This window comes from Paludibacterium purpuratum (genome assembly GCF_004363805.1).
In the GTDB taxonomy this organism is placed as follows: Bacteria; Pseudomonadota; Gammaproteobacteria; order Burkholderiales; family Chromobacteriaceae; genus Paludibacterium; species Paludibacterium purpuratum.
In genome coordinates this window covers 124590-144512 of the sequence record NZ_SNZP01000009.1, presented here as the reverse complement: position 1 = coordinate 144512, position 19923 = coordinate 124590, and the positions used below count along the sequence as shown (strand labels likewise).

Genomic DNA, 19923 nt, shown 5'->3' with positions numbered 1-19923 from the left:
CACAGGGGGGAAATATGGATAGGCGTTATCAAGGGGTCGCCGTCTTGTCGGCTTTGCTCTTGGCGGGGTGTGCCGTCGGCCCGTCGCCGATGGGCATGGACGAGCGCCAGGCGACGCTGGCGACGGATCGCCAGATGATGTTCGGCCAGCAAGAGGCGTTGTCCGGGCCGGTGACTTTGCAAGAAGCGATGGCGCGCGCCTTGAAGTACAACCTGGATTACCGCGTCAAGTTGATGGAAGAGGCCATGGCGCAGCGACAGTTGGATCTGTCCAGCCTGGATATGCTGCCGAAGTTGGCGCTGGCGGCCGGCTACACCCAGCGCAACAACGACAACGCCTCCTCGTCGCAGAACGTCGCCACCGGCACGCAGTCGTTGGTGCCTTCGATTTCTACCGAGAAGCACGACCGTACCGCGGATTTGACGCTGAGCTGGAACGTGCTGGATTTCGGTGTCAGCTACTACAGCGCCAAGCAGCAGTCCGACCGCTTGCTGATTCTGCAGCAGCGTCAGCGCAAGGTGGCGCAACAGCTGGTACAGCAGGTGCGCGAAGCCTGGTGGGAGGCGGTCGGCGCGCAGCAGCTCGAAGGCCGTATCGATCAGTTGCTGCAACAAGCCAACCTGGCGCTTGAGGATGCGCGCCAAGTGGAGAAGCTGAAATTGCGCTCGCCGCTGGAAGCGTTGAACTACCGTCGGCAATTACTGGACGTGGTGCGGCAAATGACCTTGGTGCGTAGTGCCTTGGCGCAGGCCAAGCCGCGCTTGGCCGCCTTGATGAACGTGCCGCCGGGACAGAATTTCCAAGTGGCGGTGCCGGCCAGCATGCCGATGCCGGTGTTGAACGTGCCGCTCGACAAGATGGAAGAAATGGCGCTGTTGAATCGGCCGGAGCTGAACGAAGCGCGCTACAACGAACGCATCGGCGTGTTGGAAACGCGCAAGGCGATCGCCCGCTTGTTGCCCGGTATCGAATTCAGCATCGGCCAGCATTACGACAGCAATCGATTCCTGGTCAACAATTCGTGGAGCGATGCGGGGCTACGCGTCAGCTGGAACCTGTTGAACCTATTTAGCGCCGGGCCGATTACCCGCGCGGCCGATGCGCAGTTGGAAGTCGCCCGCGCGCAACGCATGGCGTTGAACATGGCGGTGCTGACCCAGGTGCAGGTGGCCTATCTCGACTGGCAGGGCCGCGCCAATGAATTCTCGCTGGAAAAAGATCTGAACGACGTCGATCAGCGTATTTACGAACAAAACCGCAATGCCTTCGCCAGCGGCGCCCAGGGCCGCTTGCCCGCCATCCTGGCCGATGCCAACGCGGTCTTTTCGTCGCTGCGGCTGTACCAGAGCTATGGCGGTTTGCAGAACGCCTACGGCCAAATGGGCGCAAGCCTGGGGCTCGATCCCGGCCCGGACGGCACGCTGACCGTGCCCCAAAGCGGGGAGCGGCCATGAGCGCATGGAGAGGTTATGGCCTGGGTCTGGCCTGTGCCGGCCTGGCGCTGGCCGCCGCGGCGCAAACGCCCGGCATGGCGAGCGATGGCCGGATTCGCGTGCAGTTGATGGCGCAAAATGCCGTGACGTTGTCGGGCGAGATCGCCGCCAAGATTTCCGCCATCCCGGTACAGGAAGGCGGCAGCTTCAAGCGCGGGCAGGCGCTGGTGACCTTCGATTGCAATAGCTACCGCGCGCAGCTGCGCAAGGCGCAGGCGTCGTTGGAAGCCGCCAGCCGCTTGGTGCAAGTGAACACGCAACTGGCCAAACTCAATTCGGTGGGCGAATTGGAAGTGGTTCAGGCGCAAGGCAAGGCCAAGGAGGCGGCGGCCGATGCCAGCTATATGCAGACGGTGGTCGGCAAATGCGTGATCAGCGCGCCGTTCGACGGACGCGTGGCGCGGCGCATTGCCGCCGTGCACCAGTTCGTCAACCCGGGCAATCCGGTGTTGGACGTGGTCGATGCCGGGCCGTTGGAATTGCGCATGCTGGTGCCGTCGAAATGGTTGAGCAAGTTAAAGCCGGGCAGCAGCTTCACGGTGGCGGTCGACGAGCTGGGGGCCAGTTTTCAGGCCAAGATCGTGCGCCTGGGGGCGCAGATCGATCCGGTCAGTCAGTCGATTGTGGCGGTCGGGGTGATCGATAACGGGGCGGGCAAGAGTCTGTTGCCGGGCATGAGCGGCTGGGCCAGTTTCAAGTAGAGGCGTCATGGAAGCGGATAAGAGTCTGACGCTGGCCTGCCTGCTGCAGCTGCTTCACCGCGCGCGCGAGGCGGACAACGCGGCGCAGCTGGGCTTTATCGTGGTCAATGAAAGCCAGCAACTGTTGCCCTACCGGCAGGCCGCCTTGTGGCGCGAGGGCCTGCACCGCCATGTGTCGGCCTTGTCCGGCCTGGCCGAGCTGGAACCGACCGCCCCTTATATGCAGTGGCTGAATGCGGTGTTCCGCTGGCTCGCGGCGGATTCGTCCGCCGGCGCGAGCCGCATGCTGAGCGCCGAACACCTGCCGGCGCGGCTGTCTACCGAATGGAGCGATTGGCTGCCTGCCCACGCGTTGTGGTTGCGTCTGGGCGGACAGGGCGCCTTGCTGTTGGCGCGCGACACGCCTTGGAGCGAGATCGAGCTGCGCTTGGCGGAAGAGCTGGCGCATGGTTATGCCCACGCGCTGCGGCAGTTCGCGCCACGGCGCGACTGGCGTGAAACGGCGCGACAGTGGCTGCGGCCCAAACCGCGCCAGCGCCGTATCCTGTTGGCGGTCCTGCTGCTGGCCTTGATGCCGATCCGATTGAGTGTGCTGACCCGCGCCGAGGTGGTGCCGCGCGATCCTCTGCTGATGCGCGCGCCATTGGCCGGGGTGATCGACCGCATCGCGGTCGAGCCCAATCAGCGTGTGGCGCGGGGAACGCCCTTGTTCGATTTGGATGCCACCGCGCTGTCCGGACAATCCGCCTTGGCGGCCAGCGAGCGCGACGCCGCCGAGGAGAGCTTCCGTGTCAGCTCGCAACTGGCGCTGACCGACGACAAGGGCAAACTGGCGATGGCGCAGGATCGCGCCAAGCTGGAAGAGAAGACCATCGCGGCCGAATACTCTGACCGCGAGCTGCAGCGCCTGCACGTCACGGCGCCTGCGGCCGGCGTGGTGGTGTTTTCCGACCGCAGCGATTGGCAGGGGCGCGCGGTGGCGCAGGGCGAAAAGGTGATGACGCTGGCCGATCCCTCCCATGTCGAGTTGGCCGCCTGGCTACCGGCGGCCGAGGCCATCGACTTGGTGCCCGGCGGCAAGGTGACCTTGTACCCCAATGCCTCGCCGACCGAATCCTACTCGGCCGAGATCCTGCGCGTGGCTTACAAGGCCGAACCGGTGGAGGGCGGCTTGCTGGCGTACCGGGTGCAAGCGCGTTTCACCGACGACACGCCGCCCAGGCTTGGCCAGATGGGTACCGCCCGGGTGTATGGGCATTGGGTGCCGTTGATCTACTACGCCTTGCGCCGGCCGGCGACCGCCGCGCGGCAATGGCTAGGGTGGTAGGCATGGTCGATCGTCCGTTGCCGCCGTTGCGCCAGGAGTTGACCCTGCATACCGGCGAACCGCAGGCCGATGGCGCGCCCAGTTGGGTGCTGCACGATCCGTGCGTCAATCGCTTCTACCAGTTGAGTTGGGCCAGTTTCGAGATCCTCTCGCGTTGGCCGCTCGGTACGGCGCAGGCCGTGCTGGCCGAGGTCAATGCGCAAACCACCTTGCAGTTGACGCTGGACGATATCGATGCAGTGCGCCAGTTTCTGGCGCAACATCAGCTACTGGTCGCGACGAGCCATGATGACAGCCAATGGTTGTGGCGGGTGCGCGAGGCCAATCGACCCGGCCGCGCCATGTGGCTGTTGAAAAACTACCTGTTTTTCCGCGTGCCGCTGCTACGGCCGCAGCGGCTGCTCAACGCGCTGCTGCCTTGGTGCCATGGATTGTTCCGCCCGGCATTCTGGCGGGCGATGGCCGGCGTGCTGCTCGTGGCGCTCTGGCTGGTTTCGCAGCGCTGGGATGCGTTCACCCATACCTTTGCCGCTTATGGCGGATTTGGCGCGGCGCTGGGGATCGGCCTATCGCTGGGCCTGGCCAAACTGGTGCATGAAATGGGCCATGCGCTGACCGCGCGCCATTTCGGTTGCCGCGTACCGGCGATGGGAGTGGCCTTTCTGGTGATGGTGCCGGTGCTCTACACCGATACCAACGATGCCTGGAAACTGTCGTCGCGCCGTCAGCGGCTGCTGATCGGCGGCGCCGGTATGCTGGCCGAGCTGCTGTTGGCGGTCTGGGCGACGCTGGCGTGGTGTTTCCTGCCCGACGGGCCATTGCGTGCCGGGGTGTTTCTGTTGGCGACCACCACTTGGCTTGCCACCTTGGCGCTCAATGCCAGTCCATTCATGCGCTTCGACGGCTATTTCCTGCTCTCCGATTGGCTGGGCATGCCCAATCTGCATGCGCGTGCCTTCGCGCTGGCGCGCTGGCGTTTGCGACAGCTCGCGTTGGGCTTGGACGATCCGGCGCCTGAGTTTTTCCCCGAACGGCGCCGGCTCGGTCTGATCCTGTTCGCCTGGGGCACCTGGCTTTACCGACTGGTGTTGTTCCTGTCGATCGCTTTCCTGGTCTACAACTTGTTTTTCAAGGCCCTGGGCATTGTGCTGCTGTTCGTCGAGCTGGGGTGGTTCATCGCGCGGCCGATTGTGATGGAGTTGCGGGTGATCTGGTCGCGGCGCGGCGAACTGGTGTGGCGGCGCGAAACCCGGCGCAGTGCCGTGCTTTTGAGTCTGTTGGCGCTGTGGTTCGTGTTGCCGTGGCAGTCGGATACGTCGAGCCCGGCCGTGCTGGGGGCTGCGGAGTCCCAGGGCTTGTACGCGCCGCTGGCGGGTGAAGTGACGCAGGTTCTGGTGGCGGAGGGGCAGCGCGTAAGGGCGGGGCAGCCGTTGGCTCGCTTGCGCTCCACGGCGCTGGAGGCGCGCTTGGCGCTGGCGCAAGCGCGCGAGCGCGGTCTGGCTTGGCAGGTGGCGCAGCAACCGATGGCGGCCGAATTGCAGCAGCAAGGCTCGGCGCTGTTCAAAGAGTGGCAGGCGGCGCAGTCGGATGTGGCGGGGCTGACGCAGCAAAGCGCGCGTCTGCAGTTGATCGCCCCGTTCGCCGGCCGCGTGACGGATCTCTCCGATGCCTTGCGGCCGGGCATCGCCATTGCCGAAGGCGAGCACCTGCTGGATGTGGTTGGTCCGCAAGGCGTCAAGGGCGAAGCGTATGTCGACGAAACCGCGCTGTCCGGGCTTGCGCCGGGTGGTTCGGCCCGCTTCGTGGCCAACGGCGGCGAGCATTGGGGGGTGACCTGCCGGCTTTCGCAGATCGATCGCTTGAACCTGCCGACCCTCGATCAACCGTTGTTGGCCTCCACTTATGGCGGACCGATCGCCACGGAGTTGCACGATCAGGAGCTGGTGCCGGTCAATGCCGTGTTCCGCGTGCACCTGGATCAATGCGACAGCCGTGAGGCGCCGCTACGGGAAATGACCGGCGTGGCGCGCCTGGAAGGCGGGCACCGTAGTTTGCTTGCCGGCGCGCTACGGCAACTGCTGACCGAATTGGAACGCGAGGCTGGGCTTTGAGCCGGCAACGACGATGAGAGACAAACCATGACCACCATGCTGAATACCGCCGCACTGCTGAACCATCTGACGTTGCGGCCAGCCCGGGCCAGCGATGAGCCTTTCCTTGCCCGGCTCTATCGGCTGGCGCGTCCCGATTTGTTGCTGATCGACGGCGAGGACGAGTTGATCCGCACCGTGCAGGCGCAGCAGTACCAGGTGTTGTTACAGGGCGCGGGCAATGGCTACGACAATGCGATGCATTTCGTCGTCGAGCGGGCCGGCGGCGCCATTGGCGCGGCGATGGTCGACTTCGGCCACAGCGAGGTGCGGCTGATCTATTTCGCGCTGTTGCCCGAGACGCGAGGACGCGGGCTTGGCGCGGAAGTGATCAAAGGCTTGCAGCGAGCCGCCTGGCAAGTGCGCGCACCACTGACGACCGTGGTGTGGCACAGCAACCCCGGTGCGCGCCGGCTCTACCTGCGCATGGGCTTCCAGCCGGTGGAGCAGGGGGCGATGGCGGACAAGCTGCAGTGGCTGCCCGAGCGCGACCCGGCTATTGGGTGAGCGGCCGCTCCTACACGGCCGCTCCTACGGCGGATCGATGGTCTTCAGTTAGTTGAAGGGCAGTTGGAAATAGGCCAATGCCGGATCGCGTCCGGCGGGGATGACGCGGCCGATCCACACTTGCGGTAGCTGCCGCGCCGGCGTGTCTGGCGCCTCGGGCAAGCGCAGATCGCCCAGCGAATCGGTCAGCCCGGGGGCCGGTTCGCAGGCCAGTTCCACCACGAACGGTGTGCGCCGGGCCTTGCCGTCGGTCATTTGCGCCAGCGGTCTGGGCCGGACAGCGAGGATGCGTAGTTGGATGTCGCCCAGCTCTTGGCGCTTGAAGTGGCAGGTGCTGCCGATGAGTGGCACGAAGTCTTCGGCGCGAATGTTAGCCAGCATAGTGTTGTTCTCCTAATAGTCATCGGACCCTAAAGCAGGCCATGGGCGCCATGACCTGCGGGTTCTCGTTATGGATGCGGCGGATAGAGGCCTTGAATGGCGATGCAGAAATTGAGCGCCAGGAACGGGTTGAGCACCGACACCGGCACGCCCTGACCGGTGGGGTCGGTACCGCCGCTGAATCCGCCGCCTTGCACGCTGACCGGGTTATTCAAGGCATTGGACCAGATGGTGGCGAGCCCTGTCCCGCCGCCCGATGCGCCCAAGTAGGGGTTGCTGGCGCTCGGTGCGCTGGCCGGCGTGGTCGGCGACGGTGTGCCGGCTGCTTGGAGAGACACTTTCATGGTCGAAGTGCCGTGGGTATGCGGCGGTAAATCGGCGATAGTCAGCGTGGTGCTTTGCTGGCCGCCGAACTGGCCGGGACTGTAAGCCGGCAGGTTGTATGCCGGTTGCGCCGGCCCGGTGCCGATCGGCATGCGGCCGACCAGGTTGGGCAACTGGAAATTTTGCGGCGCCGTGCCGCCGTAAAGGTTGCCCAGCAGCGAATACAAAGCCTGGTACTGCGATACCTGGTAGGTCTGCCCCTGACACAATGCCCAATCCTGCGGTGCGTAGTTAAAGGCGAAAATCGTCACGGTGCCCATGTACATGTCCATCGTCTTCTTCTCCCTTCGTTGCCTTGGCGGCGGATGCCGTCAACGGTATAACAACAAATAACACTATGACGATTTAATATAGATGGTAATAACATAACTTTATAGGATGGTTACCAAAAAGAACGGCCTCGCGGATTGCCGCGAGGCCGTGGGGTGAAGCAACGTGAGTGGAATTACCGTTCGACGTGGTAGTTCGGTGCTTCCTTGGTGATTTGCACGTCGTGCACGTGGGATTCGCGCATGCCGGCCGAGGTGATCTCGACGAAGCCGGCCTTTTGGTGCATTTCGGCGATGCTGTTGCAACCGAGGTAGCCCATCGAGGAGCGCAGGCCGCCCATCAGCTGGTGAATCACCTGGGCGATCGGCCCCTTGTAGGGTACGCGGCCTTCGATGCCTTCCGGCACGAACTTGTCGGTGTTGGCTTCGTTATCCTGGAAGTAACGGTCGGCGGACCCTTGGGTCATGGCGCCGAGCGAGCCCATGCCGCGGTAGGACTTGTACGAACGGCCTTGGTAGAGCTCGACTTCGCCCGGGGCTTCCTCGGTGCCGGCGAACATGCCGCCCAGCATCACGCAGTCGGCGCCGGCAGCCAGTGCCTTGGCGATGTCGCCGGAGAAGCGGATGCCGCCGTCGGCGATCATCGGTACGCCGGTGCCCCTGAGCGTTTCGGATACGTTATGGATCGCGGTGAGTTGCGGTACGCCGACCCCGGCCACGATACGCGTGGTGCAGATCGAACCCGGGCCGATGCCGACCTTGACCGCGTCCGCACCCAGATCGGCCAGCGCGCGCGCCGCGTCGGCGGTGGCGATGTTGCCGCCGATGACGTCTACCTGCGGGAAGCGTTTCTTGACCCACTCGACGCGTTCGAGCACGCCTTGGCTGTGGCCGTGGGCGGTGTCGACCACGATGACGTCGACGCCGGCTGCAACCAGCAACTCGACGCGTTCGTCGGTGCCGGCTCCGACGCCGACCGCCGCGCCGACGCGCAGGCTGCCCTGGCTATCCTTGCAGGCGAACGGGTGCTCGCTGGTCTTGATGATGTCCTTGACGGTGATCAGGCCCTTGAGCTCGAAGTCGTCGTTGACGACCAGCACGCGCTCCAGGCGGTGGTGGTGCATCAATTCGCGCGCCTCGTCGATGCTGGCGCCTTCCTTGACGGTGACCAGGCGTTCGCGCGGGGTCATGATCGAACCGACGGTCTGATCCAGTCGGGTTTCGAAGCGCAGGTCGCGGTTGGTGATGATCCCGACGACCTTGCCGTTTTCCACGACCGGCAAGCCGGAGATCTTGTGCTGACGGGTCAGGAGAACCAGATCGCGAACCAGCATATGCGGGCCGATGGTGATCGGATCTTTGACCACGCCGCTTTCGTGGCGTTTAACCTTGGAGACTTCCAACGCCTGCTTCTCGGCGGTCATATTCTTGTGCAGGATACCGATGCCGCCTTCCTGGGCCATGGCGATGGCCAGACGGGACTCGGTAACCGTATCCATCGCGGCGGACAGCAGCGGCAGATTCAGGCGAATATTGCGGGTCAGGGCGGTGGACAGTTGTACGTCGCGAGGCAGTACTGCGGAGTGCGCGGGGACGAGGAGAACGTCGTCGAAAGTATAGGCTTTCTCGATGATACGCATCTGGCGTTTCCTTTGCGGCAAATGAACATTATACCGGTACAAGGGTTATGGATGCAAAACCCTCTGTTGGCAAGTCGTCGGTGAATTTCTGTAAGATGGTGGTCTGAAGCGGCCGGATGCCGCGCCCAGTGCCGGAAAACCATGAGCAAAACCCCCGTCTTCGACCCTAAGCCGATTCTGGCCAATTTGCCCCAACTGCCCGGGGTGTACCGTATGCTGGACGCACAGGGAAAGGTTCTGTACGTCGGCAAGGCGGTGGATCTGAAACGGCGCGTCAGTTCTTATTTCCAGAAGAGCGACTTGTCGCCGCGCATACAACTGATGGTGCGCCAGATCGCCGCCATCGAGACCACGGTCACTCGCTCCGAGGCCGAGGCCTTGATCCTGGAAAACAATCTGATCAAGGCGCTGACGCCGAAGTACAACATCCTGTTCCGCGACGATAAATCGTATCCTTACCTGGTCGTCTCGGCGCACGATTTTCCGCAGCTCCGCTATTACCGCGGCGAGCCCAAGCGGCCGCACCAGTATTTCGGCCCGTTTCCCAACAGCTTCGCCGTGCGCGAGAGTATCCAGATGCTGCAGAAGGTATTCCGGCTGCGCACCTGCGAAGACGCGGTGTTCGCCAACCGTTCGCGTCCCTGCCTGCTCTACCAGATCAAGCGTTGCACAGCGCCTTGCGTCGGCCATATCTCCCGCGACGACTACGCCGCCGACGTGGCGAGTGCCGTGGCTTTCCTGCAAGGCCGAGACTCGGATCTGACCGACCGGTTGACCGAGCGCATGATGACTGCCTCGGAACGGCTGGAGTTCGAGCTGGCGGCCGAACTGCGCGATCAGATCCAGGCGTTGTCGACCATGCGCGAAAAACAATTCGTGTCGAGCAACGCTTCGCAGCACGATGCCGACGTGGTGGCGGTGGTCGAAAGCGGCGGGCTGTATTGCGTCAATCTGGTGATGATTCGCGCCGGGCGACACCTGGGCGACAAGAGCCTGTTCCCGAGCAACGACGAGGGCGCGGATCTCGACGCGGTACGCGAGGCCTTCCTGGCGCAACACTACCTGGGCGCATCGCTGCCGCCCTTGATCGTCACCAACGGCGAAGTCTCGTCGACGCTGTACGAGCGTTTGCAGGAGCAGGGCGAGCGCCGCTTGACGCTGGTGAAGAATCCGATCGGCGAACGCCGTGTCTGGCTTGAGATGGCCGAGAAGAACGCGCAACTGGCGATCATGCAGAAGTTGGCGAGTCACGCCAATCAGACACACCGGCTGGCACAGCTCAACCAGGTGCTGGCGCTGGAGGGCGTCGAGCGCATCGAGTGTTTCGACATCAGCCACACCCAGGGCGAAGCGACGGTGGCTTCCTGCGTGGTGTACGATCAGACGGATATGCAGCCGTCCGAATATCGCCGCTTCAATATCGAAACCGCCAAGGCCGGCGACGACTACGGCGCCATGCGCGAAGTCCTGAGCCGGCGCTACGGCAAGGTGGTGGAGGGGGAGGGCAAGCGGCCGGATCTGGTGCTGATCGATGGCGGCAAGGGCCAGGTCGGCGTGGCGCTGGAGGTTTTCGCCGAGTTGGGCTTCGATGTGCCGATCGTCGGGGTGGCGAAAGGCGAAGAGCGTAAGCCCGGTCTGGAAACGCTGATCCTTCCCTACCTGGAAAAAACGGTACAATTGGCACACGACCATCCGGCGCTGCATCTGATCCAGACCATCCGCGACGAGTCGCACCGCTTTGCCATCACCGGCCACCGTGCACGCCGAGCCAAGGCGCGCATCGCCTCCAGCCTGGAGGATATCCCCGGGGTCGGCGCCAAGCGCCGGCAGCGGTTGCTGATGCGTTTCGGCGGCTTGCGCGGCGTGGTGGCGGCCAGCCAGGACGACCTGGCCCAGGTCGAGGGGATCAGCCGGACATTGGCCGAACAAATCTATAACGCCTTGCACTAGCCCTGGCAGTGCAAACAATCAAGAAGCTTTGCGATGCCGTTCAATCTGCCGATTTTACTGACTTGGATCCGGGTGGCCCTGATCCCGATTTGCGTGGCGGTGTTCTTTCTGCCGGATACCGTCCTGAAGTCGGATATGCGCAATACCGTCGGGGCGCTGATTTTCGCGCTGGCGGCCGCCACCGACTGGCTGGACGGGTACCTTGCGCGCCGATTGAAGCAAACCTCGGCATTCGGTGCCTTCCTCGACCCGGTGGCCGACAAGCTGATCGTTGCCGCCGCGCTGATTTTGCTGGTGGAACTCAATCGCACGCCGGGCTGGATGGCCATGATCATCATCGGTCGCGAAATCGCCATCTCGGCGCTGCGCGAATGGATGGCGGAGATGGGCAGCCGCAAGAGCGTGGCGGTGGCCTACATCGGCAAACTCAAGACCACGGCGCAGATGGTGGCGATCCTGCTGCTGCTGTACGCCGGTCCGGTCATCCCCGGTTTCGATACGCTGCTGCTGGGAAATCTGTGCATGGTGCTCGCCGTTATTTTGACTTTGTGGTCAATGGTTTATTACCTCCGAATGGCCGCGGGCGAGTTTTCCGGTAAAAAAATAGATCTGTAATTGGTTGACAGCAACGGATTAATCTTTATAATTCGCAGTCTCTCGAAGCAAGCTTCGGGAAGAAAATTCGGTATGCGGGAATAGCTCAGTTGGTAGAGCGCAACCTTGCCAAGGTTGAGGTCGCGAGTTCGAGCCTCGTTTCCCGCTCCAAACACCGAATGAAAGTGACGCGGGAATAGCTCAGTTGGTAGAGCGCAACCTTGCCAAGGTTGAGGTCGCGAGTTCGAGCCTCGTTTCCCGCTCCAAAGACAGCTAAGTGGCGTTGCGGGAGTAGCTCAGTTGGTAGAGCGCAACCTTGCCAAGGTTGAGGTCGCGAGTTCGAGACTCGTCTCCCGCTCCAACGACACGAAGATTTATGCGGGAATAGCTCAGTTGGTAGAGCGCAACCTTGCCAAGGTTGAGGTCGCGAGTTCGAGCCTCGTTTCCCGCTCCAGATAGGATCGCCTAGCGATCGACACCTCATGGCGGGGTGGCAGAGTGGTTATGCAGCGGCCTGCAAAGCCGTGTACGCCGGTTCGATTCCGACCCCCGCCTCCATATAAAAGCCCGTAAGCTATTGTGCTTACGGGCTTTTGCTTTGTCCGCATAGCGTATGCAATACACTACCGCCGCTTGTCCATGAGTTCGATCATATCCAGTGCCGCCGCGATGGCTGGGCCGATGTCCTGCGTCCGCCCGAGCGATAGAATGCCCTCGTATAACGCAAGTATCGCCGGCGCGGCGGCCGTGGGGGCGCCGGCGTCTTCCAGGATGCGGGCGAACAAATCCAGTAGCCTCCGGTTATGGGTTCTTGCCAGCTCGACGATCTCCGGGCTGCGGTCGAAGAACTCGGCGGCGGCGTTGCTGAACAGGCAGCCGTTAAAGCCGGGAGCTTGGCACTCTTCGAGCAGGTCGAGAAAAATCGCCCGCAAGCGTTGCAACCCCTGGGCGTTGCCGGCGTGGGCGAGTTTCTCCACGCTGGCCAGCGCGGTGGCGGATGCCCGGGTCAGTACGGCCAGGATCAGCGCTTCCTTGGTGTTGAAGTGATGATATAGCGTGGTTTTGGCGATGCCGGATACGGCCTGGATCTGGTCGACGCCGGTCGCGTGAAAGCCGTTCTTGTAGAACAGCGTCTCGGCGATATCCAGTAACTGTTCGCTTTTCGAAGGTCTCATGTGTCTCGCCGAGGGTGGTCGCTTGAGATGTTTTGTAACGGCACGAGCGGAAAATCGATCTTGGGCTCGACCAGATTATTGATCCAGTTGCTGAAGGTGTTGATGCCGACCCAGGCATAAATTTGAAGCAGCATGGCATCGGAGAAATGGGCCTCTCGACATTTGTTCAAGGTTTCTGCGCTAAGGCGTCCCTGATTGCGTAATGCTTCCAGCGCGACATCCAGCACCAACTGATCCGTGGGGGATTGGGCGATGCCTTGCTGGATGTCGGCGCAGGCCGACTGATCGAACCCCATTTTTTTTGCCGAGAAAGTGTGGCCGCTCACACAGTACTGGCAGCCGTTATGGTTGGCCACGGCCAGGGAAATCATTTCGCGTTGTTCGGGTGTCAGCAGGCAATGCGCCTCAATATGCTGCTCGAACGACAGATAGCCGCACAGAGTGGCGCCATCGATGGCGAGGCCGGCGTAGAAATTGGGGATGGTTCCATACTGCTTTTTGAACGTTTGCAGCACGGGCTGTGCCAAGTCATCGGCCGTTTCGGGCGTGCGCAGTTGGAAGGACGACATCGTCTACCTCGCTCGGTGAATAACAATCGGTTTGTTCGCTACTGATCTGTAGCGTATCGCTTGCTCGGTCATAAATCAATACAGATCTGTAGTGTTTGGCCGATCTTGAGGGGGTATGGATCCGGGTCGATGGTGTCAAGCATCATCGGCCCGGGTGGGGTGGCGAGGTGCTGCGCTCAATGCAGTTTGCGGATGTACTGCTGGATGGCGTCGATTTCCTCGGTGGTTGGCGGTTGGCCGTTATCTTCTTTGAGGCTGCTCTTGTTCCAATGCGGCATCGGCGATTTCAGCGGCTTGCCGCCATCGTCGATCCCCTTGAGTACGGCGCGCTCAAACAATTTCTTGCTCCATTTGCTCGAATCCCCTGCCAATTTGGGACCGACCTTGCCTTGCGCTTTGTCGCCATGGCAGACCGCGCAGTTTTGTTGGTAGAGATCCTCGCCGTTCGGCATGGCCTGGCTGGCGGCGCTGGCGAGCATGGCTAGGCAAAACAGCAAACAGGGGCGAATAGGCATGTCAGTCTCCTTGTCTTTGCCGGGCCGTGATGGGTAAAGGAAGGTGGCCCATAAAGTACATGTAGACTGATTCTTTGACGTGTGCAGCAAAATTGTGTCGTTCGCGTTGCGCGGGCGGTTTGGCAGGGGATATTTTCGTTATTTCATCGGTCAACAAAACTTTTATCGTTTCGAAGGTGTGTCATGACCCAATCCGTATTACAGACAGCGACGACGGCACGATTCATGTGCTTTGCTTTGACGGCCTTGGCGCTGCTGGGGCTCCATGCTCCCGCGCAGGCGATCGACCCGGCGCGGCAACAAGCCATTCGGCAGCATTTGTCGCAATTGGAGCGCAGTACCAACGGCCGACTGGGTGTGGCGCTGATCGATACCGCGGACAATAGCCGTGTCGGTTACCGTGCCGATGAACGTTTCCCGCTTTGCAGCACCAGCAAAGTGATGGCGGCGGCCGCCCTGCTGAAGTTGAGCGAAAGCCAGCGCGGCCTCATGCAGCGAGACATCGCCATCGAACGGTCCGATCTGGTGAATTACAACCCGGTGACGGAGAAGTATGTCGGCGGGCGGATGACATTGGCCGCGTTGAGCGCCGCGGCGGTGCAATACAGCGACAACGTGGCCATGAACAAGCTGATCGAACAGTTGGGCGGCCCTCAGGCTGTGACCCGCTATAGCAGAACCCTCGGCGATCGCGCCTTCCGCCTTGACCGCAAAGAGCCGGGGCTCAATAGCGCCATTCCAGGGGACGAGCGGGATACCACCACACCGGCCGCGATGGCGGAGAGCTTGCGTAAATTGACGCTTGGCGATGCCTTGCAGGCGCCGCAGCGCGAGCAGTTGGTGAACTGGATGAAGGGCAGTACCACCGGTGCCGCCAGCATACGTGCCGGCTTGCCGGCATCGTGGGCGGTTGGGGATAAAACCGGATCGGGGGCCTATGGCACCACTAACGATATCGCGGTGATCTGGCCCACGGGCAGGGCCCCCTTGATCCTGGTGACCTATTTCACCCAGAAGGCCCCCAAGGCCCTGGCGCGGCGCGATGTGCTGGCCAGCGCCGCGCACATCGTGATCCAGCAGGGAGGTCTTTAGTCTGCCGCTTTGCGCACCAGCAGGCCCTTCAGATAGTCCCCCTCGGGGAAGGATAGGGCGACCGGATGATCCGCCGCCGCGCTGAAGCGCTCGACGATGCTGGCATCGCAGCGCGCATCGACGGCCGCCGATGCGACGATCTTCTGAAACAGCTCGGCGCCGACGCCGCCCGAGCAGGTGAAGGTGGCAAGCAGGCCGCCCGGACGCAGTAGCTTGAGGCCCAGTAGGTTGATGTCCTTGTAGGCGCGGGCGGCTTTTTCCACGTGTTGCGCGGTCGGTGCGAATTTCGGCGGGTCGAGCACGATCAGATCGAAGCTCCGGCCTTGGTCGCGCAGTAGGCGCAGGTATTTGAATGCGTCGGCTTCGACCCATTCGGCGCGCGCATCGTCGAGGCCGTTGAGCGACTGGTTGCGTGCGGCCTGCTGCAGCGCTTCGGCCGAGGAGTCCACCGAGACCACGTGCTTGACGCCGCCGCGCAAGGCCGCCAGCGAGAATCCGCCGCTGAAGCAGAAGCAGTTGAGCATTTCGCGCCCTGCGGCCAGTTCTCCGATGCGGCGACGGTTCTCGCGCTGATCCAGATAGAACCCGGTCTTTTGCCCGGCGACGACGTCCACCTGCATGCGCAGCCCATACTCTTCGATGGTCAGTGCGCCATCGGGGAGTTGGCCCCACAAGATGCCCGCCTGCGCGGGCAGCCCTTCCAGCGTGCGCACGTCGACATCGGAGCGTTCGTAGATGCAGCGGCAGCCGGTCAATTCGCGTAGTGCCGACACCAGGGCCGGCTTGTGGCGCTCGATCCCGGCCGATAACGCTTGCAGGACGACCACCGGGCCGTATTGGTCGACGACCAGGCCGGGCAAGCCGTCAGACTCTCCGTGAACGAGCCGGCGTCCGCCCTCGGGCGAAAGCGCTGCTCGAGCGGCGATGGCTTGCTGCAGGCGGCGCACCAGAAACGCGTCGTCGATGGTTTCCTGTTCATCGACACTCCATAGCCTGGCGCGGATCTGCGAGGCCGGGCTGTAAGCGGCATGGCCCAGGAAGCGCCCGTCGTGCGCCTTGACGGCAACGGTTTCGCCGCTGTCCGGCTGTCCGTCGATGCGGGCAATGGCGCCGGAGAAGACCCAGGGGTGCCGGTTGAGCAGCGACTTTTCTCTGCCGGGCTTGAGAATCAACGTGGTCATGATGGTCGTTGTGGTGGGTGGGTTCTGAAATTAAGGCCGAAGCTTAGCGAGCCGTTGTGTCATGGTCAAGCTGCTGTTTTATTTGGGCGTTTAGGCTGAGGCGCCGCTCGCCATCGCAAGGCCGGCTGGAAAAATGATACAAACCGGTTGGAAATTCAATTCTTCCGGCGCACCGTCTCTATTTGAGAATTTATACGCGAAAAACAAATGAAAAACCCCAGTCTTTCGACTGGGGTTTTAGAATCTGGCTCCCCGAGCAGGGCTCGAACCTGCGACCTGCGGATTAACAGTCCGTCGCTCTACCAACTGAGCTATCAGGGAATCGTGAGGCAGAACTATACTGGCGAATCGATAGGCTGTCAAACGCTTATTATGGAAATTTGTAAGTTTTTTGTCTATTCGGCAATAACGTCCTGAAAACAATTATATTATGCCTTTGGCATGAATTGGTTTGGCGGACGACTTTGGCCCACGCTCCGATTTTGGTAGCATTGTCATCATTAATACAGAGAAGGGCGAAATCACATGAGCACCCAGTCCAAACTTGAGTCCCTGGAAACGGTAAACCCACAAGCCGAATGGGGTGATGCCCAATATGCGGCGCAAGTGACGGCGCTGAATCAGGGCGCGGTGATTTGCCGGTTAAGCCAATTCAGACTGCTGCGCGTGACAGGAGAGGATGCCGCGACTTTTTTGCAGGGGCAATTGAGTAATGATGTTCGATTACTGGATGGCTGTAACGCACAATATACCGGCTATTCTTCTGCCAAGGGACGGCTACTGGCCTCATCCCTCTGCTGGAAATCGGAAGAAAGTTATTTCTTGCTTGTCGCGTCGGATTTAGCTGAAAGCATCGCTAAGCGCCTAACGATGTTTATTATGCGCTCCAAGGTAAAATTGTCGATTGATGAAGCGTTTTGCTTGTTTGGATTTAAAGGCGAACAAGCGGAAATGGCGCTGACGGCCAAAGGGTATGACTTGCCTATTCAGCCATTGCAGTCGGCGGGTTATGCCAATGGGTCGATGTGCATTCGTCTTCCCAGCGGCGGTGTGCTGCTGGCGCTGGGTGACGCCGAGGCAGAGGTATTGCGCGCGGGCTTGCCGACAACGGTAACCGAGATCGGCGACGAGGCCTGGTCGTTGCTGGATATCGCTGCCGGCATACCCTGGATCACGGCGGCCACTCAAGAGCAATTCGTGGCGCAGATGGTCAATATGGATTTATTTGGCGCGATCAGTTTTACCAAGGGTTGCTATCCGGGGCAGGAGATTATTGCCCGGACGCGCTATTTGGGGAAAATAAAACGCCGCATGTACCGTGTGAAATTATCTATTTTGTCCAGTGCCGGGGGGGCGTTATATTCGCCTGGAATGGAAGGGCAATCCATCGGAATGATCGTCAACGTGGCGCGTGATGCCGATGGGCAATATCAGGCATTGGCGGCGATTCAGTCGGCCAGTTGGGATGAAGGAATTTACTTGGATGTCGACAATAAATGCTCTGTTGAAAATCTTTCCTTGCCATATTCGCATGTTGATGAATAAAATTAGTGCTACTGCACCAAAAGAATAAGACACTAGCCGTGATGCCCGGGGCACGAGCCGCATGCGAAAGCATTTGGGCCAATGAATCTTCAGCGCACCTTCTTGCTGCTTAATCTAAACGAACATGACAAGGTAGATTGATAAAATGGAACTCCACAAACATAGCTATGCCGATCTCCTCAATCTGAAGGCACAAGTAGAAACCGAGATTAAGGCTCGCGAGCACGAAGAAAAAGCCAAGGCCAAGAAGCAAATCATGGAATTGGCCAAGGCTCATGGCCTGACCATCGAAGAGGTGTTGGGCAAGAGCGGTGGCGTGCGCAAGCCGGTAGAAGCGAAGTATCGTCATCCGCAGCATCCGGAAATGACCTGGACCGGTCGTGGCCGCAAGCCGGTATGGGTGCAAGAGCTGCTGAGCGCCGGTAAGACGCTGCAGGATCTGGCCATCTGATCCGGCCAAGCAACGACCAAAAAAAGAGCGCCCTAGCGGGCGCTTTTTTTTGTGCCGGTATCGGCGGGATGGTGCGTTGCTTCGCGAACGCACCCTACGCCATGGTAGCGTGCGTTCGCCGGAGGCAACGCACGTTTTAACGCACTTTACCGAGAACGCCGTAAATGGCGCTCAGCATCGCTTCGCCCAGGCGCAGACTGCGCTGGCCACTCCAGCCATAGTCGTCGTCCGGCAGATTGGCGTTGTCCTTGAACGGCATTTCCAGCGTGTATGCCAGGCAGCGGAACTGTTCGCCCACCCAGTTGGTGGCCATCGACAGATCGGCCTGACCGGGCGCCTTGCGCTCATAGCCGTGTTCGTCCTGGAAATCCGGGCTGGCGAGCTTGAACAGCGCCTTGAACTCGTTTTCGATGGCTGCGATGCGCGCATCGTAGGACGGGATGCCTTCCGTGCCGGAGAAGAATACGTAGGGCAGGCCTTCGTCGCCGTGGATATCCAAGAACAGATCGACGCCGGTCTCGCGCATCTTCTCGCGGACGCACAGCACTTCCGGACTCGTCTCGGCCGTGGGTTCGAGCCATTCGCGATTCAGGTTGGCGCCGGCGGCATTGGTGCGCAGGTTGCCACGGATCGCGCCATCCGGGTTCATGTTCGGCACCACGTAGAAGGTGGCGCGATCGAGCAGGGCGCGCGAGGTCGGGTCTTGTGGATCCAGTAGGCGATTGAGCAGGCCTTCGACGAACCACTCGGCCATGGTTTCGCCCGGGTGCTGACGCGCGATGATCCATACCTTGAGATCGGACTCGACTTCGTGACCGATGGTCAGCAGATCCATGTCGCGCCCTTCGACGGTAGCGCCCAGGCACGATACTTGGCATAGGCCCGAACCTTGCGCCTGGCCGACCAGGTTCAGGTGCTGCTCATACGAGTACGGTTCGAAATAGGCGTAATAAATGCTGTTGGCCAGCGGGACATGATCGATGGTCATCACCTCGCCATCGAATTCGGCGGCCACGCGGAACCAGTTGACGCGATCGTAGGATGCCATCGGTTGGTAATCGGCCCAGCCTTTCGGATAGGCGCACTCGCCGGCATTGAGGAATTTGATCGTGCAATGCTGGTAAGCCGCACCTTGCAGGCGGAAGTAGAACCACTGGGCGAAATGCGCGGCATTGTCCGGACGGATGCGCAGTTGGATGTTTTCGAACTGGTCGGCGGAGACGATCTCGATACTGCCGGCATCGAAGTTGTGGCTGATTTGCATGCGCTGAACCATGAAGGGAGGGGGTTCAAAACCCCGGATTGTAAACCTCTCTGCCGGGGCTTGCATGCACTTCCTGTGGCGCGAGGCCAGACCGGCAACAAAAATGGCCGCCTTGGGGCGGCCATTTCGGAGGCGACGGGTAAATCAAGCCTGGGAGGCTGCGCTACGCTTGGTCGGTGCCTTGGCGGCGTCGGCGGTTGCGCTGGAAGCGGCCTTGACGCTGGTGTCGGCGAACTCGGCCACCTGTTGGGCGGCGCGGGTCAGGCTACTGATCGTGGCCGTGGCGGCGGCGAACGACGACTTGATGGCGTTGACTGCGGCATCGGAGCCTGCCGGGCTGTGCTGCGACAGCGTATCGAGCGAGGAGAGCAGCGACTTGTTGATACGGCCGAGGCTATCCTCCGTCAGCGCGCTCAGCTCGGTCTGGGTTTGCGACACGATGTCGTATAGACCGCGCGAATTCTGAACCGCCTTCTCGAAAGATTGGCTGAATACCTTGTTGATGTGGTTGAGCGCTTGTTGCGGGTCGCTGATGCCGGCCAGCTCCTGAGCGATCTGGACGTTGTCCTCCAGGGCCTGCTTGGAGAGTTCGAATTGTTGCTTGATGAGTCGCTCGCCGCTGTCGAGCGAGATTTGCGCCAGGCGCAGAATATTCTCGAAACCGTTGCTGGAAAGCTTGCTGAATTGCTCGTTGATCGCAAACATGTTGTACCCTCGCTTGGAGTCGATAAAATG

The 19923-nt window shown here is 61.3% G+C and carries 19 protein-coding genes and 6 tRNA genes; 15 read left to right on the top strand and 10 right to left on the bottom strand.

What is annotated here, in order from left to right; translation table 11 throughout:
• Window positions 1-14: 14 nt before the first annotated feature.
• Genes DFP86_RS12280 through DFP86_RS12260 form a run of 5 tightly spaced genes read left to right on the top strand, consistent with a single transcriptional unit; the run spans window position 15 to window position 6178 of the window.
• Entirely contained in the window at window positions 15-1454 is a 1440-nt protein-coding gene (locus tag DFP86_RS12280) for a TolC family protein (RefSeq protein ID WP_133681616.1), read from the top strand.
• Window positions 1451-2194: an efflux RND transporter periplasmic adaptor subunit gene (locus DFP86_RS12275; RefSeq protein WP_133681614.1), complete on the top strand. Its 744-nt coding sequence runs from the start codon at window positions 1451-1453 to the stop codon at window positions 2192-2194. Before DFP86_RS12280 ends, DFP86_RS12275 begins: the two co-directional genes overlap by 4 nt.
• 7 nt (window positions 2195-2201) lie before the next feature.
• Window positions 2202-3521 (top strand): efflux RND transporter periplasmic adaptor subunit, encoded by a 1320-nt coding sequence (locus tag DFP86_RS12270; RefSeq protein WP_133681612.1) that lies wholly within the window; start codon window positions 2202-2204, stop codon window positions 3519-3521.
• A gap of 2 nt (window positions 3522-3523) precedes the next feature.
• Complete coding sequence (locus DFP86_RS12265; protein ID WP_243729384.1) at window positions 3524-5632, top strand: site-2 protease family protein; 2109 nt, start codon at window positions 3524-3526, stop codon at window positions 5630-5632.
• Between the two features lie 27 nt (window positions 5633-5659).
• Window positions 5660-6178: a GNAT family N-acetyltransferase gene (locus DFP86_RS12260; protein WP_133681610.1), complete on the top strand. Its 519-nt coding sequence runs from the start codon at window positions 5660-5662 to the stop codon at window positions 6176-6178.
• A 48-nt stretch (window positions 6179-6226) separates the two neighbouring features.
• Here DFP86_RS12260 and DFP86_RS12255 read toward each other — a convergent pair whose 3' ends face one another.
• From DFP86_RS12255 to guaB, 3 genes are all read right to left on the bottom strand, one after another.
• Window positions 6227-6559 (bottom strand): hypothetical protein, encoded by a 333-nt coding sequence (locus tag DFP86_RS12255; RefSeq protein ID WP_133681608.1) that lies wholly within the window; start codon window positions 6557-6559, stop codon window positions 6227-6229.
• 68 nt (window positions 6560-6627) lie between these two features.
• Window positions 6628-7215 (bottom strand): phage tail protein, encoded by a 588-nt coding sequence (locus DFP86_RS12250; protein ID WP_133681605.1) that lies wholly within the window; start codon window positions 7213-7215, stop codon window positions 6628-6630.
• A gap of 173 nt (window positions 7216-7388) precedes the next feature.
• The gene (guaB, locus tag DFP86_RS12245; RefSeq protein WP_133681603.1) at window positions 7389-8852 is read right to left on the bottom strand and encodes an IMP dehydrogenase; all 1464 of its coding nucleotides are present in this window, start codon (window positions 8850-8852) and stop codon (window positions 7389-7391) included.
• A gap of 141 nt (window positions 8853-8993) precedes the next feature.
• Between guaB and uvrC the strand changes: the two genes are divergently transcribed.
• The 7 genes from uvrC to DFP86_RS12210 all read left to right on the top strand — a co-directional run bounded on the left by uvrC (window position 8994) and on the right by DFP86_RS12210 (window position 11954).
• Window positions 8994-10802 (top strand): excinuclease ABC subunit UvrC, encoded by a 1809-nt coding sequence (uvrC, locus tag DFP86_RS12240; RefSeq protein ID WP_133681602.1) that lies wholly within the window; start codon window positions 8994-8996, stop codon window positions 10800-10802.
• 33 nt (window positions 10803-10835) lie between these two features.
• The gene (pgsA, locus tag DFP86_RS12235) at window positions 10836-11417 is read left to right on the top strand and encodes a CDP-diacylglycerol--glycerol-3-phosphate 3-phosphatidyltransferase (RefSeq protein WP_133681600.1); all 582 of its coding nucleotides are present in this window, start codon (window positions 10836-10838) and stop codon (window positions 11415-11417) included.
• Window positions 11418-11491: 74 nt separating this feature from the next.
• Window positions 11492-11567 (top strand) — tRNA-Gly (locus DFP86_RS12230).
• A 19-nt stretch (window positions 11568-11586) separates the two neighbouring features.
• Window positions 11587-11662: transfer RNA gene (locus DFP86_RS12225), tRNA-Gly, on the top strand.
• 19 nt (window positions 11663-11681) lie between these two features.
• A tRNA-Gly gene (locus DFP86_RS12220) sits at window positions 11682-11757 on the top strand.
• 17 nt (window positions 11758-11774) lie between these two features.
• Window positions 11775-11850 (top strand) — tRNA-Gly (locus DFP86_RS12215).
• A 30-nt stretch (window positions 11851-11880) separates the two neighbouring features.
• A tRNA-Cys gene (locus tag DFP86_RS12210) sits at window positions 11881-11954 on the top strand.
• A 65-nt stretch (window positions 11955-12019) separates the two neighbouring features.
• On the opposite strand, the gene DFP86_RS12205 is transcribed toward DFP86_RS12210, so the two are convergent.
• The 3 genes from DFP86_RS12205 to DFP86_RS12195 all read right to left on the bottom strand — a co-directional run bounded on the left by DFP86_RS12205 (window position 12020) and on the right by DFP86_RS12195 (window position 13655).
• Window positions 12020-12571: a TetR/AcrR family transcriptional regulator gene (locus DFP86_RS12205; RefSeq protein WP_133681598.1), complete on the bottom strand. Its 552-nt coding sequence runs from the start codon at window positions 12569-12571 to the stop codon at window positions 12020-12022.
• Window positions 12568-13140, bottom strand: coding sequence for a carboxymuconolactone decarboxylase family protein (locus tag DFP86_RS12200; RefSeq protein WP_133681596.1), 573 nt, complete (start codon window positions 13138-13140; stop codon window positions 12568-12570). Before DFP86_RS12200 ends, DFP86_RS12205 begins: the two co-directional genes overlap by 4 nt.
• Before the next feature lie 176 nt (window positions 13141-13316).
• Entirely contained in the window at window positions 13317-13655 is a 339-nt protein-coding gene (locus DFP86_RS12195) for a c-type cytochrome (RefSeq protein ID WP_133681594.1), read from the bottom strand.
• Window positions 13656-13838: 183 nt separating this feature from the next.
• On the opposite strand from DFP86_RS12195, the gene bla reads away from it, so the two are divergent.
• Window positions 13839-14747: a class A beta-lactamase gene (gene bla / locus DFP86_RS12190; RefSeq protein WP_424991630.1), complete on the top strand. Its 909-nt coding sequence runs from the start codon at window positions 13839-13841 to the stop codon at window positions 14745-14747.
• Here the strand turns inward: bla and DFP86_RS12185 are convergent.
• Together DFP86_RS12185 and DFP86_RS12180 are read right to left on the bottom strand one after the other, a co-directional pair.
• Window positions 14744-15928 carry a class I SAM-dependent rRNA methyltransferase gene (locus DFP86_RS12185; RefSeq protein ID WP_133681592.1) on the bottom strand — a complete coding sequence of 395 codons (1185 nt, stop codon included), beginning with the start codon at window positions 15926-15928 and terminating at the stop codon, window positions 14744-14746. The genes bla and DFP86_RS12185 overlap by 4 nt on opposite strands.
• Before the next feature lie 245 nt (window positions 15929-16173).
• Window positions 16174-16249, bottom strand: a tRNA-Asn gene (locus DFP86_RS12180).
• Between the two features lie 204 nt (window positions 16250-16453).
• On the opposite strand from DFP86_RS12180, the gene ygfZ reads away from it, so the two are divergent.
• Both ygfZ and DFP86_RS12170 read left to right on the top strand, forming a co-directional pair.
• Window positions 16454-17473: a CAF17-like 4Fe-4S cluster assembly/insertion protein YgfZ gene (ygfZ, locus tag DFP86_RS12175; protein WP_133681590.1), complete on the top strand. Its 1020-nt coding sequence runs from the start codon at window positions 16454-16456 to the stop codon at window positions 17471-17473.
• Between the two features lie 145 nt (window positions 17474-17618).
• A complete protein-coding gene (locus DFP86_RS12170) occupies window positions 17619-17924 on the top strand; it encodes an H-NS histone family protein (protein ID WP_133681588.1) in 306 nt (101 codons plus the stop codon).
• A gap of 136 nt (window positions 17925-18060) precedes the next feature.
• Here DFP86_RS12170 and DFP86_RS12165 read toward each other — a convergent pair whose 3' ends face one another.
• Together DFP86_RS12165 and DFP86_RS12160 are read right to left on the bottom strand one after the other, a co-directional pair.
• Window positions 18061-19188 carry a M14 family metallopeptidase gene (locus tag DFP86_RS12165; protein ID WP_133681586.1) on the bottom strand — a complete coding sequence of 376 codons (1128 nt, stop codon included), beginning with the start codon at window positions 19186-19188 and terminating at the stop codon, window positions 18061-18063.
• A 144-nt stretch (window positions 19189-19332) separates the two neighbouring features.
• Complete coding sequence (locus tag DFP86_RS12160; protein WP_133681584.1) at window positions 19333-19893, bottom strand: phasin family protein; 561 nt, start codon at window positions 19891-19893, stop codon at window positions 19333-19335.
• Between the last annotated feature and the right edge of the window lie 30 nt (window positions 19894-19923).